The sequence below is a fragment of the Gilliamella sp. X-57 genome (genome assembly GCF_057063565.1).
Map to the genome: position 1 here is coordinate 42,583 of NZ_JBXSQI010000005.1, position 14,072 is coordinate 56,654.

Annotated in this window: 11 protein-coding genes; 5 read left to right on the top strand and 6 right to left on the bottom strand. The window is 36.7% G+C overall.

All coding sequences use genetic code 11. The features are described from left to right. Nucleotides 1-248: 248 nt before the first annotated feature. Complete coding sequence (locus ACYIAL_RS03730; RefSeq protein ID WP_483751017.1) at nt 249-1,334, top strand: hypothetical protein; 1,086 nt, start codon at nt 249-251, stop codon at nt 1,332-1,334. A 227-nt stretch (nt 1,335-1,561) separates the two neighbouring features. On the opposite strand, the gene ltrA is transcribed toward ACYIAL_RS03730, so the two are convergent. Both ltrA and grcA read right to left on the bottom strand, forming a co-directional pair. Next, complete coding sequence (ltrA, locus tag ACYIAL_RS03735; RefSeq protein WP_483751046.1) at nt 1,562-3,226, bottom strand: group II intron reverse transcriptase/maturase; 1,665 nt, start codon at nt 3,224-3,226, stop codon at nt 1,562-1,564. 1,224 nt (nt 3,227-4,450) lie between these two features. Then, nucleotides 4,451-4,834, bottom strand: coding sequence for an autonomous glycyl radical cofactor GrcA (gene grcA / locus ACYIAL_RS03740; protein WP_065566106.1), 384 nt, complete (start codon nt 4,832-4,834; stop codon nt 4,451-4,453). 449 nt (nt 4,835-5,283) lie between these two features. Between grcA and ung the strand changes: the two genes are divergently transcribed. Together ung and gntR are read left to right on the top strand one after the other, a co-directional pair. After that, on the top strand, nt 5,284-5,976 hold the full coding sequence (gene ung / locus ACYIAL_RS03745; protein ID WP_483751018.1) for a uracil-DNA glycosylase: 693 nt from the start codon (nt 5,284-5,286) through the stop codon (nt 5,974-5,976). Beyond that, nucleotides 5,969-6,973: a gluconate operon transcriptional repressor GntR gene (gene gntR, locus ACYIAL_RS03750; protein WP_483751019.1), complete on the top strand. Its 1,005-nt coding sequence runs from the start codon at nt 5,969-5,971 to the stop codon at nt 6,971-6,973. Before ung ends, gntR begins: the two co-directional genes overlap by 8 nt. A gap of 66 nt (nt 6,974-7,039) precedes the next feature. On the opposite strand, the gene ACYIAL_RS03755 is transcribed toward gntR, so the two are convergent. After that, entirely contained in the window at nt 7,040-7,375 is a 336-nt protein-coding gene (locus ACYIAL_RS03755; protein ID WP_483751020.1) for a DUF805 domain-containing protein, read from the bottom strand. Nucleotides 7,376-7,606: 231 nt separating this feature from the next. Here ACYIAL_RS03755 and upp point away from each other — a divergent pair, with 231 nt between their 5' ends. Both upp and ACYIAL_RS03765 read left to right on the top strand, forming a co-directional pair. After that, entirely contained in the window at nt 7,607-8,233 is a 627-nt protein-coding gene (gene upp / locus ACYIAL_RS03760; protein ID WP_483751021.1) for a uracil phosphoribosyltransferase, read from the top strand. A 92-nt stretch (nt 8,234-8,325) separates the two neighbouring features. After that, on the top strand, nt 8,326-9,594 hold the full coding sequence (locus tag ACYIAL_RS03765) for a solute carrier family 23 protein (protein WP_202115447.1): 1,269 nt from the start codon (nt 8,326-8,328) through the stop codon (nt 9,592-9,594). 937 nt (nt 9,595-10,531) lie between these two features. Here the strand turns inward: ACYIAL_RS03765 and lysS are convergent. The 3 genes from lysS to ACYIAL_RS03780 form a co-directional block, all read right to left on the bottom strand. After that, entirely contained in the window at nt 10,532-12,049 is a 1,518-nt protein-coding gene (gene lysS, locus ACYIAL_RS03770) for a lysine--tRNA ligase (protein ID WP_160431826.1), read from the bottom strand. A gap of 32 nt (nt 12,050-12,081) precedes the next feature. Next, a protein-coding gene (gene prfB / locus ACYIAL_RS03775) for a peptide chain release factor 2 (protein WP_160402362.1) occupies nt 12,082-13,180 on the bottom strand; the annotation gives its coding sequence in 2 pieces (ribosomal slippage) (nt 12,082-13,104 and nt 13,106-13,180; 1,098 coding nt in all). Nucleotides 13,181-13,368: 188 nt separating this feature from the next. Then, nucleotides 13,369-13,995: a Fe-Mn family superoxide dismutase gene (locus ACYIAL_RS03780; protein ID WP_091350432.1), complete on the bottom strand. Its 627-nt coding sequence runs from the start codon at nt 13,993-13,995 to the stop codon at nt 13,369-13,371. Nucleotides 13,996-14,072 lie beyond the last annotated feature (77 nt).

The window sequence follows — 14,072 nt, forward strand, 5'->3', positions numbered from 1 at the left end:
GCTAATCATAGTTGAAATAATAGCGAGATTAGGTTACTAATCTCGCATTTTATTTTTATCTTATTGTTTAATTTTAATATTTTTTGCTTTTCCATTTCCATAAAATAAAATTTCTTTACAGCAATATTTAAATTAATAATCTTATTAGATAATTGATAGTTATTAACTTTAAATGAATATAGTATACATTAGTTAAATTATTAATATTAGTTTTGTATGATTTTAATGACATGAAGGGAATAATATATATGTTTTTTAAAAAGTTTTGGAAAAAATCACCGCCTGATATTAAAGACACACCAAAAGAGAAACAAAGCTCACAAGATCATTTAAGTGTGATAATTCACGATTTTTGGCAACAGGTAAAGAAATCTGAACAATCTCTTAATGAACTTGAACTTATCGATATAATGGAAAATATCAATAAGCTATTAGATGAAAATCAGTTAGATGTCATTGCTGAAATTACTGTAGGGGATACTAAGAAGCATAAAATTATTTTTACCGCGGATGGAAAAATTGATCGATTCGAGTATGTAATGGAAATTTCCCGACAAGCACCTGATCTTCAGTTTTTCGAAGTAGAAGCATTTCGTCAGCGCATTAATAATGTAGATACCTTTGTTATAAAATCTAAAGAGAGTTCTTTCTCATTAGGTGCAACTGATTTATTAATTCAATATAAAGAAAGTTATCGTAAAATATCTATTGGCATTATGTTCGCTAAGACTGTTCCCGAAGATATGATAAAACAAGCAGAAACGATGGCATTGATTTATCTCGATCATCTATTGGGTGAATATGATTTTGCTATTAGAGTAGAATCTATTGAGTTTTTAAAGACAGATCAGAATGTTGCGACAGTTCCTGCTAACCAATTTGTAACTATTTTTGATCGGTTATGGAAAGAAGATTTAAAACACACAGGTGTACTTAATGCTCAAGAGGATCAATGGATTGTATTTGAATTAACGGATCTTAAAATGTTAGTGCATCGTAATGAAGCGGCTAATTCTTTGGTTGGGCATGAAAATTATTGTTATGCACTTAATGTTATCGTTGATATTGATAGTAAAGAGACTCTTTCAGCTGTTTATGAATTAGAAGATGCTATTAATCTTGCATTACGTGCTGATAAGCGAGGTATTCATTGTCAAAACAGTTTTAGTCAAGGTGTAAGAAATATGTTATGGCATGTAGGAAATAAACACTCAGCACTTCAATTAGTACAACAGATAACAAACCGATATAATACGTTATCAGTTAAAATTGAATGTGAGTTCGATCCTTTCTGGCGACAGTACTTACGTTGGGTTGAATGTCATCAAGCATAAAAAGTATCTACGATCAATAGATGCTTTTTCGCATAATAACTACTGTGTTAGCATATTGTGATATTTAAGTTATAAAAAAGGATAACCTAATTACTTAGATTATCCTTTATAAAACTTAAACCCGATTTAAGTCGGGTAGCAACGACACATTACTGTGTCGCCGCCCCCTAAGAACTGTACGAGCGAATTTCTCCGCATACAGCTCAAGCCTTTCTATTAACTTATTGCTAAGTCGGTTTCAATACGTCTAACTTCAGTGCATGAACTTTAGTATGACATACAGGATGTAATAAAACCCTGTTTTTCAGCTTATTATCCCCGCCATTTACACGGTATATGATATGGTGGTCATGCCAACCCGTCTCTTTTGTGATAGGAAGATGACATAATCCACAACGCCCTTTTTGTTCCTTATACAACCTTTGCCATTGACTTCTGTGCGAATAATCCTCGTACATCCGTTTTTGGTATAATGTTTCACCGTATAATTCCCATTCGGGTAAAAATGGGTTGTACTCCGATTTTACCTTTACATGACGTTTAATTTCTGTCCTACTGCAAAACAGTAATTCAGTCCATATCTTTTCACCGTGCCGATTCGTTGTATGTGTGCCAAATATCCAGTCCCTGCTTTGTATCTTTGTAAAGTATTTCGCTTTAACAAATCGTTTCCGCCTGTTACTGTGTCTTCGACAACACCATCGCCAAATCGCTTGCCAGACTAAATAGTCTACTTTACTGTACGTTTCTTTAGCAACTATGCTGCGGTGATAGTTAGCCCATCCCCTTAACATTGGATTTAACTTTCCTATTAATATGTCTTGTTTAACCATCTTCATAGCACTGATTGTTTCTTTCACCTTGCGATAGAATGCTTTCACATTCTTTTTACTTGGCTTAATCAACAATTTGCCTTTAAATGATTTCACCGTCCAACCAAGAAAATCAAACCCTTGCTCGATATTAACAACGTGAGTTTTCTTTTCCGATAAGGTTAATCCCCTCTCTTTTAAAAATTCCCGCATTATTGGCAGAACTTCATTTTCAAGTAATTCTTTCGAACTCCCCGATATAATAAAATCGTCCGCATATCGAACCATATACACCTTATTGGCTCGCCGTTGTCTATTTCCAATTACACCAAAGTGTTTGGTTAATAGCTCGTCTATGCCGTCTAGTGCCATGTTTGCTAAAGTTGGTGAGATGATACCCCCTTGTGGTGTACCCTCTTCCGTCCGCTTGACCTGTCCCATGTCTACTACACCCGATTTTAACCATTTTGATAATATCCGTTTATTCATCGGAATATTTTCGATTAACCAATCGTGGTTAATATGGTCAAAGCAACCCTGTATATCGGCATCCAATACCCATTGCGCCGTTTGTCTCATTTGACGCCCTTTGCGTGAAAATATCTTATGCACGTGGCTTATCGCATCCGCCGTTGAGCGATTGATACGAAACCCATACGAGTTTTTATCTGCTGTCGTTTCGGCTACAGGCTGTAAAGCAAATAAATACAGCGCTTGCATTGCTCTGTCTTTCATGGTCGGAATGCCTAAAGGGCGCTTCTTTCCGTCAGACTTGGGAATATAAACTCGCCTTAACGGCATGGGTTTATATCCTTTACTTGTCAGCGTTGCAATGGCTTTCCATTTACTCATTGGCGTTGACCATGTTACCTTGTCAACGCCTGCCGTCCTTTTACCTCTGTTTTCTGTCACTCTTTGAACCGCTAATTGCTTAGCATACGTTGAGCGTGTTAGTAACCTTTGTAGGCGTTTGACCTTACGGTAGTCACCTTCAATTGTTGCCTTCGCAATCCGTACCTGCAATCCCTTAACATGTTTTGTTGCTTTAACCCAATCAATATTGTGCCATAGCTCATTCATGTCAGGAGTCGCTGGAGCTGGACTACTTTTAACTTTTTCGTTAAACTTAGTGTACTCTTTCATACTTACTCCTGTAGTAACAGAAATAAGCAGAAATCTACTTGGTTTGGTATGAATAATTTCTTCGTCGTGAACAGTCAGAAGAATTATTCAGGTTACCAAATAAATTCTACTTCTCTGTCACATGGTGAATTGTTAGAGTAGGGAAATGGGCTTGTTTTCACTTGCCTGTTTCCTTTCCTCACCCAATCATTCCCGAAGAAATGACCATAAAGGATTAGCCCACATCTTACGATGAAAGACCAGTCAGAAGTCTGCACCCTTTCGAGTTGGGTCATGTTTCATACCCTATATCAGCCATTACAGCCAATCATTCGCTTTCTCTAACCTCCTTTACCTGCACCCCCATCAGTATCGCTTGCGCTTTACCTGCCCTAAGGCGGAAATACAGGCTTACCAAGTTCCATTATTATCACACAAATAGTTAAGATGCTGTCTGTTCGCCGATAGTGTTATGATGACGTATCCCCAATCTAAAAAGAGATATCCCACTATATACCATTTTGGTTAGAGCTTGTCAGTAGCTTAAGCTCTTTAACGATCACGACGTTTATCAACAATTCACTTACGTTCATCTTTCTATTTAGCCTAGCCCCTCATGGCATGCTACTTGCCATTACTTAGTGTTACCTCACGATAAACATTAACCTTGCTATTCCTCAAGGGGGTACATTGTCAGGAAGCTCCGCACCAAACCGTTGCCAGTTTCGCACTATCCCTAGACTACTGTTAGTCATATAACAGGTTGACTCGCACGTTTACCTCATTTATCAGTAATTGTACTTCAACAATGATAATAACAGCTTATGCACTTATAACTTCACAATAGGTCAATTCTAGCTTAAACTATATGCTGATGGATTCTTTCGTTTCCTTGGTCGATTCAATAATTTCTTATTGAACTCCTTGGAATCTTCCAGAATATCAGATAGGATTAATTGAATTGTCCAAAGAATTTTGTTCTTTAGTTATGAGATTTGTCTCCCACAGACTAAGGTAAATTCTTTACCGAATATAGGTTGTGCAATATCCTTTCGGACATTGTATACCGTCCTACTCAGATATTGCGAGGGGTGGCTAATTAAAGTTATTCACCTTAATAGCCCACCTAACTTTTGATTAAAAATCAAAGAGTTAGGCGTACAAGTGCGCCTCTTGTCGCACTTAAATTTTCGTTGTAAATGTACGAGCAATAACATCGCGTTGTTGTTCAGCAGTTAGTGAGTTAAAACGTACCGCATAACCAGAAACACGAATAGTTAATTGTGGGTATTTTTCAGGATTTTTTACAGCGTCTTCTAATGTTTCACGGCGAAGTACATTAACATTTAAATGTTGACCGCCTTCAACTTTAATAGTTGGGGCAACATCTAATGGAACTTCACGATATTCGAATTGACCTAGTTCTGCAGTCGGGATCACTTGATCTTCTTTATAAACTGATTTAGCAGCTACACAGCGCGCTTCTTTTGTCGCGTCGTCTAATAACCAGAAAGAGTTAAGAAGTGCTGCATTATCTGCTTTAGTAATTTGGATACCTGTAATCATTTTAAATCCTCCTAACGGGGCCTTATTGCCCTAAAATAATTAGGGTTAATATAGCACTTTGAATATTTGATTAAAGTCAAAAAAAGCTATCGATTCAATAAGTAATACCTTTGTTTAGTGTTTTAGTTATGATTGTATGAAAACTATTTATTACATTAATTATTTTTTTATTTATTCCTCCTTATCAATTGTCTTTTTAACAATAAAAGAGCACAACTTAATATTCGATTTAGCCAAACTGATTGTGATTTAAAATTTTGTAAAAATATGTCATTAATATTGAAGCATTAAATACTTGGTTGTATTGCGTGTCTAACTGAATATTTAATAATCTTGCTGTAGTGAGGTTTAAGCTGATTAGCATTAGGTTTATTATGATTTTTAGGTATAATTATTGTAATCAGCAAATAGTGTTGTTGAGTCATATAAAATTAGAATATAGGTATTGTATGAGTAATCAATTAACATGGCATGACGTTATCGGTGGTGAAAAACAGAAGCCCTATTTTCAACATATAATGCAATTTGTGGCATCTGAGCGCGCTAATGGTAAGATTGTGTATCCACCCCAGCATGATGTGTTTAATGCGTTTCGCTTCACGCCATTTGATCAAATCAAAGTCGTAATTTTAGGGCAAGATCCTTATCATGGACCTAATCAAGCTCACGGACTTTCATTTTCTGTTTTACCGGGAATTAAGCCACCGCCATCGTTAATGAATATTTATAAAGAGCTATCAACAGATATTGATGGATTTACAATTCCTTCTCATGGCTATTTAGCTTCTTGGGCGACTCAAGGCGTATTATTATTAAATAATGTGCTCACTGTTGAAGCAGGGCAAGCACATTCTCATGCAAAAATAGGTTGGGAAACCTTTACTGACCATGTGATAGCCGCAATTGATAAGCATCTTGAGGGTGTGGTTTTTTTATTGTGGGGATCACCTGCACAAAAAAAAGGGCAGTTTATTAATCGTCAAAAGCACCATGTATTAACGTCAGTGCATCCATCACCGTTATCTGCTCACCGTGGATTTTTGGGCTGTAAGCATTTTTCAAAAGCAAATGATCTTATTATACAACAAGGCAAAGCAGCCATAGATTGGCAGCCAAGACTACCGGAAAAAGTGAATGAATAGCCATAAAAAACGTCGAACGGGTTTGCAAGAAATCGCCAATTTAATTGGGATTAGTAAAATGACAGTTAGCCGCTTTTTACGTGATCCTAATTTGGTCTCTAAACCTCTTCAATTACAAATTTCAGCCGCGATAGATGAGCTAGGCTATATTCCAAATAAAGCCCCTGATATGCTATCTAATGCTAAAAGCAATGCAATTGGTATTGTGTTTCCTTCTTTTACCAATCAAGTTTTTGCTGATATTTTAAAAGGGATTGAAACGGTGACGGATGCTCGGGGATATCAAACCATGATTACCCATACTGGCTATAGTGCAGAAAAAGAAGAATCACGTTTGCGATCATTACTTTCTTATAATATTGATGGATTAATTTTAACCGAAAGAACACATACTCCAGCAACATTAAAAATGATTGAAATTTCGGGCATACCTGTGGTTGAAATTATGGATAGTGTTTCACCTTGCATTGATATGGCGGTTGGATTTGATAATTTTACTGCGACTAAAAAGATGATTCAGCGCATGATAACTAAAGGGCGTCGAAATATTGTCTATTTTAGTGCAAGGCAAGATCAACGGAGTATTATTCGTCAACAAGGTTATGAAAAGGCAATGGAAGAAGCAGGATTAACCCCACGAACGCTAGCAACTAAAGAAGCGTCGTCTTACCAATTAGGGGCGAGATTTTTGCATCAAATTTTAACAGAGTTTCCTTGTGTTGACGGTATTTTTAGTACTAATGATGACTTAGCTTTGGGGGTATTATTTGAATGTCAGCGGATGGGAATTGAAGTGCCAAAACAGATAGCGATTGTTGGATTTCATGGACATCAAATTGGTCAATTTATGAACCCAAAATTGGCGTCTATACAGACTCCAAGAATTGAAATGGGAAAAATTGCCGCAGAGCTGTTATTAAAACGGATTAATGGTGAACAAATTGATAAAAAAGTGATTGATTTGCCGGTTGAGTATTTAGACGGCGAAAGTATTTGATAAAACAGAAAGTCGGATTGAGAATCATCTAACCTTACCACATTTAGTGATAATGTTATGAGTAAATTATAAACCTTTAGGGTTTTCACCATATTGGTTAGGACCAGGAGTTGAATCGGTACACATAAGTTTTAATAGCGTATAAGGTGTTGCAGTCCAAAAGTACCAACCCGGTTTATCAACATCATGCAAACGGCGTACTGTAACTGCGAAATTAGGAACAAATAAAGCCAACGTCAAGCTCAAAGTTAAAACGAGGTTATTTTTTATCATATTATCAATAATTATCATCAAAATAATTAGAACAATATAGATCGAAGAGAACATCCAATATTCTTCACGGCAAGCTCGCCCATCAAAATTTCCATAATTTATTGTAATACAATCAATAAACCAATTCATTCCCATATTCTTTGTTTATTTAATAACTGACAACCATTCTAATGAAAATAAAACGAAAATAAAACTGCTTTTTATGATTAAATTTCCTATTTTTTATTTTTTTATCGATAGTTATATCGTCGATAGCTTGTTAATTCGAGGTTTTCATAAAATGATAACTATGTTAGAATTATCGCTCAGTGGTTATTTATACCGACTAACAGATTATAGAAAATAGCACTGAGGCCCTCCATGAAAATAGTTGAAGTAAAACACCCTCTTGTACGCCATAAAATTGGATTAATGCGCGAACACGATATTAGCACCAAAGACTTTCGTGATCTTGCCAGCGAAGTTGGCAGTTTATTGACCTATGAAGCAACGGCTGATCTTCCTACCGAAAAAGTCACCATAAATGGTTGGTGTGGACCTGTTGAAGTTGAACGAATTAAAGGTAAAAAAATTACGGTAGTACCAATTTTACGTGCAGGTTTAGGTATGATGGATGGTGTGCTTGAACATATACCAAGCGCCCGAATTAGCGTTGTGGGTTTTTACCGTAACGAAGAGACACTTGAACCAGTTCCTTATTTCCAAAAGTTAACCTCTGATATTGAAGAGCGAATGGCTTTGGTTGTTGATCCAATGCTGGCAACAGGCGGTTCTATGGTTGCGACGATCGATCTGCTTAAAAAAGCAGGTTGTAAAAATATTAAAGTATTAGTTTTGGTTGCTGCACCAGAAGGCATTAAAGTGCTTGAGCAAGCTCATCCTGACGTTGAACTTTATACCGCATCAATCGATGAGAGGTTGAACGAAAAAGGCTACATATTGCCAGGACTTGGGGACGCTGGAGATAAAATCTTCGGCACAAAATAAAATCTCAAATTTTAGACCGGTTAATCCGGTTTTTTTATGCCTGTCAATTAGGCAAGTTATACAACAAATTAGTTAAGTAAGAGAGGCGCGATGTGAGCAATATCACAACAGACAAAACAAAAAATATAACATCTCTGCATAAGCATTCTTGGCAGGATATTTTTACTGGCGCACAAATGTTATTTGTCGCATTTGGTGCATTAGTGTTAGTACCGTTGTTAACGGGGTTAAATCCAAATGTAGCGCTGTTTACTGCTGGAGTTGGTACTTTACTATTTCAATTAACCACTAAAGGTAAAGTGCCGGTATTTTTAGCTTCATCATTTGCTTTTATTGCCCCTATCTCATTTGGTGTTGCTCAGTGGGGGATCCCCGCTACGTTAGGTGGTTTAGTTGCCGCTGGTTTTGTATTTATGCTTTTTGCTTTTTTAGTCAAAATGAATGGTAGTGATGTTATTGACCGCATTTTACCACCGGTTGTGACCGGTCCAATTATTATGGTTATTGGCTTATCACTTGCACCGGTTACTGTTGGGATGGCAATGGGTAAAGATAGTGGCCTGCAAGCAGAAAATTATCAATTGATTCTTATTTCAATGGCTTCACTATTAACAACTTTAGTGGTGGCTATTTGGGCAAAAGGGTTTTTAAAATTATTACCAATTATTTCCGGTATTGTGGTTGGTTATGCGCTTTCTTGTTTGTTTGGTATTGTCAATTTTCAACCGGTGATTGATGCACCATGGTTTAAAGTACCTGATTTCACGTTTCCTGAATTTCACTGGCAAGCGATTTTGTATATGCTGCCAATTGTGATTGCACCAACCATTGAACATGTTGGTGATATTATGGCAATTAGTACTGTTACAGGTAAAGATTATACGCGTGATCCTGGTTTACAGCGCACATTACTCGGTGATGGATTAGCAACTTCGACAGCTGGATTTTTTGGTGGACCACCTTGTATTACTTATGCCGAAGTGATTGGTGCGGTTACATTAACGCGTAATTTTAAAACTCGCGTTATGACATGGGCGGCAATTTGGGCTATTTTAATGTCTTTTATTGGTAAAATCGGTGCATTTTTAGGATCAATTCCAACTGTAGTCATGGGGGGAATTATGGTGCTATTGTTTGGTTCAATTGCATCAGTAGGCATTAATATCTTAGTCAAACATAAAGTAGATCTATCCGTGCCTCGAAATATGTGTATTGTCTCATTAGTCTTAGTTTTTGGGATTGGTGGAATGATTTTTGATTTTGGGTCATATGCTCTACAAGGTATCAGTTTGTGCGGTATTTTAGCCATTGTGTTAAATCTGATCTTACCACATCAAGTTAAACCGACTGATAGCCACTAAATTAATTCACATTTCGTTGACTATATTTATAGTCAACGATAGCCATAATATGGCTATGTTAACCTATTATTATAAATTCTCAATTAATCACCAAACGGTATAGACTCCTGAATATTTTTTACAAAAATATCACTTAAACGTGCATATCCCATTTTCATTAAAGTCACCATCTCTTTTTGTTTTTTTATGCATTGGTGGGCAAGCTATTTTGTGAATTGTTGATTGATACCATGGTTATCACAAATCGATGCTACAAATGCTCAATTAATCACGAAACGGTATAGACTCCTGAATATTTTTTACAAAAATATCACTTAAACGTGCATATCCCATTTTCATTAAAGTCACCATCTCTTTCTGTTTTCTTATGCATTGGTGGGCAAGCTATTTTGTGAATTGTTGATTGATACCATGGTTATTACTAATTGATGCTACAAATGCTCAATTAATCACGAAACGGTATAGACTCCTGAATATTTTTTACAAAAATATCACTTAAACGTGCATATCCCATTTTCATTAAAGTCACCATCTCTTTCTGTTTTCTTATGCATTGGTGGGCAAGCTATTTTGTGAATTGTTGATTGATACCATGGTTATTACTAATTGATGCTACAAATGCTTAATTAATCACGAAACGGTATAGACTCCTGAATATTTTTTACAAAAAATATAACCTAAAAATTGAATAGGTAGGTAGATACCTCATAGTTAGTACACAACTTATGTATAAAATTATGTTGCCTGTTTTTATTCAATGCATTTTACAATTTTATTTATGATATAAGCTGCTTATCCGTGATAAAGTGAAGGTTTTTATATGGTTATTACAGTTGTTTGTCAAAAAGTTTCAGGAAACTATGTGTTTGAGTATAAAAGTGTTTGAGTATAAAAACACACTTATCATAAAATAAGTGTGTTTTTAATAAAAAGTTATTTATTTGATTGGACGCATAGTCGGGAATAAAATAACATCACGAATAGTATGACTATTGGTAAATAGCATCACGGTGCGGTCAATACCAATCCCAAGTCCTGCTGTAGGTGGTAAGCCGTGTTCAAGTGCGGTGATATAATCTTCATCATAAAACATGGCTTCATCATCACCCGCATCTTTTTGTGACACTTGGTCAGCAAAGCGCTGTGCTTGATCTTCCGCATCATTAAGTTCTGAAAATCCATTACCAATTTCACGACCACCAATAAAGAATTCGAATCGATCAGTAACAAATGGGTTGTCATCGTTACGGCGAGCAAGTGGTGATACTTCTGCAGGATATTCAGTAATAAACGTTGGTTGAATTAAATTTGCTTCAGCCACTTCTTCAAAAATTTCAGTGACAACCCGACCAAGTCCCCAGCCTTTTTCAATCTTAATACCAATAGATTGCGCAATGGTACACGCTTTTTCAAAATCATCTAAATCGGCATTATTGGTTTCAGGACGATAATGGCAAATGGCTTCACGCATCGTCATTTTTACAAATGGTTTGCCAAAATCAAAGGTATGATCGCCATATTGCACAACAGCATCACCTGTCACGGCAATCGCTAAACGACGGAATAAGGCTTCTGTTAACACAATTAGATCTTTATAATCAGCATAAGCCATATACATTTCCATCATGGTAAATTCTGGATTATGTCTTGGCGATACGCCTTCATTACGGAAGTTACGGTTAATTTCAAAAACACGCTCAAAACCACCAACAACTAAACGTTTTAAATAAAGTTCGGGTGCAATACGCATATACATATCTAAATCAAGTGCATTGTGATGCGTAATAAATGGTTTAGCTGATGCTCCACCTGGAATGACTTGCATCATTGGAGTTTCAACTTCCATAAAGTGATGTTCAAGCATAAAGTTACGGATTTCGCTAACCACTTTTGAACGAGCCTTAAACGTCTCTCTTGACTCTTGATTGGTGATAAGATCCAAGTAACGTTGACGATAGCGCATTTCTTGATCGGCAAGTCCATGAAACTTATCAGGTAATGGACGTAGTGCTTTGGTTAATAAGCGAATTTCTTCACAATGAATAGAAAGTTCGCCTGTTTTCGTTTTAAATAGGTAGCCTTTCGCACCGACAATATCACCTAAATCCCATTTTTTAAATTGTTCGTTATAAAAACCTTCAGGGAGATCATCGCGGGTAACATAAAGTTGGATCTGCCCAGCAACATCTTGCAAAGAAACAAACGACGCTTTACCCATAATACGGCGCATCATCATACGCCCAGCAACTGTTACAGTAATTTTGTTTTCAATAAGTTCTTCGTTAGTTTTATCGCCATACTGTTTGTGGAGATCATTGGAAATCGCATCACGGCGAAAATCATTAGGAAAAGCAACACCTTGTTCCCGAAGGTGAGCGAGCTTTTCGCGACGTACTTTTAGTTCGTTATTTAACTCTTCAATTTGGTTTTGTTGCTCTTGCTGCTGTGTTGACATAGTTTTCCCTTTTATTTATAACTAAGCTGTTTTTATAACCCTGCTTTCAAGCTTTCTTCAATAAATTGATCTAAATTGCCATCTAATACGGCCTGTGTATTACGTGTTTCAACGCCAGTGCGTAAATCTTTAATACGCGAATCATCAAGTACGTAAGAGCGAATTTGACTACCCCAGCCGATGTCAGATTTGTTTTCTTCCATCTGTTGTTTTTCGGCATTTTTTTTCTGCATCTCAAGCTCATACAGTTTTGCTTTTAACTGTTTCATGGCTTGATCTTTATTGCTATGTTGTGAACGGTTATTTTGACACTGCGTCACAATACCGGTTGGCACATGGGTAATACGTACAGCAGACTCAGTTTTATTCACATGCTGTCCACCCGCACCCGATGCACGGTATACATCAATGCGAAGATCAGCTGGGTTAATGTCGATATCAATATCATCATCAATTTCAGGATAAACAAATACTGACGAAAACGAGGTGTGACGTCGATTGCCTGAATCAAATGGACTTTTACGGACAAGGCGATGCACACCTGTTTCAGTACGTAACCAACCGTAAGCATAATCACCGGATACTTTAATAGTTGCTGATTTAATACCGGCAACATCGCCATCAGAGACTTCCATTACCTCGGTTGCAAAGCCTTTTGATTCAGCCCAACGCAAATACATTCTCAGTAGCATTTCAGCCCAATCTTGTGCTTCAGTACCGCCCGATCCAGATTGAATATCCAAATAACAATCTGCACTATCGTAATTGCCTGAAAACATACGCCGAAACTCAAGTCCGGCCAGTTTTTTTTCTAGTTGTTCAAGTTCGCTATTTGCTTCATCGAAAGTCTCTTGATCGTCCGCTTCAATAGCCAGCTCAAGTAAACCTTCAACATCGTCAAGACCTTGATTTAACGAATTGATAGTATTGATAATTTCGTCTAGTGCAACGCGCTCTTTACCTAACGCTTGTGCTTTTTCGGGGTCGGCCCAAACTTCAGATTGCTCTAATTCAGCATTAACTTCTTCGAGCCGTTCTTTTTTTAGATCATAGTCAAAGATACCCCCGAATCACAGCCGTGCGTTCGGTAAGTTCTGCTATCTTTGATTTAACAGGATTAATTTCAAACATGATTTAAATTGGTTTGCTCAGTTTCATGATTTTTTTAACAAGCGTTCATTGTAGCGGATTTGGGCATAATTTAGCAATTGCCAATTGCCATTTTTGGCTTGAAGTTGATAAATGAAGTATTGGTTTGAAAAGCAAAGATGGCGCAACAAGCGCCATCTTTTAAGTTGAAAATAATGAGTGCAACCGAATTATTTTTTTGCTTCAGCATATAGCTCAGCAACTTTATCCCAGTTAACCACATTCCAAAATGCACCGATGTAATCAACACGACGATTTTGGTATTTCAAGTAATAAGCATGTTCCCAAACATCAAGCGTTAGGATAGGCGTACCAGAAACACCAGCAAATTTTTCGCCCATTAATGGTGAATCTTGGTTAGCTGTTGAAACAACTTCAAGTTTACCATTTTGTAATACTAACCAAGCCCAACCAGATCCAAAGCGAGTGGCTGCCGCTGCTGCAAATTTTTCTTTAAATGCATCAACTGAACCAAAATCTTTTTCGATGGCTGCTTTAAGTTCACCTTTAAGTTCGGTACCGACTTTTAATAGTTCCCAAAAAAGAGTGTGATTAACATGACCACCTACGTTATTTTTAATGCCTGTAAGTTTATCAGCGGGTACTTTATCTAAATTTTTTAATAAATCGCTTGGGCTAAATTCTTTAATTTCAGCAGATAAAGTTTCAATGATAGCATTGGCATTGTTGACATAGGTTTGATGATGTTTATCGTGATGAAGATGCATTGTTTCAGAATCAATATAAGGTTCTAATGCATCATAAGCATAAGGTAAGGGAGGTAAAGTATAAGCCATGAAATTTGCTCCTTTCATATATTAGGTATTATTAACTACTTTATCTTGTGAGTATACGAGCTATTAGTATAGCCCTC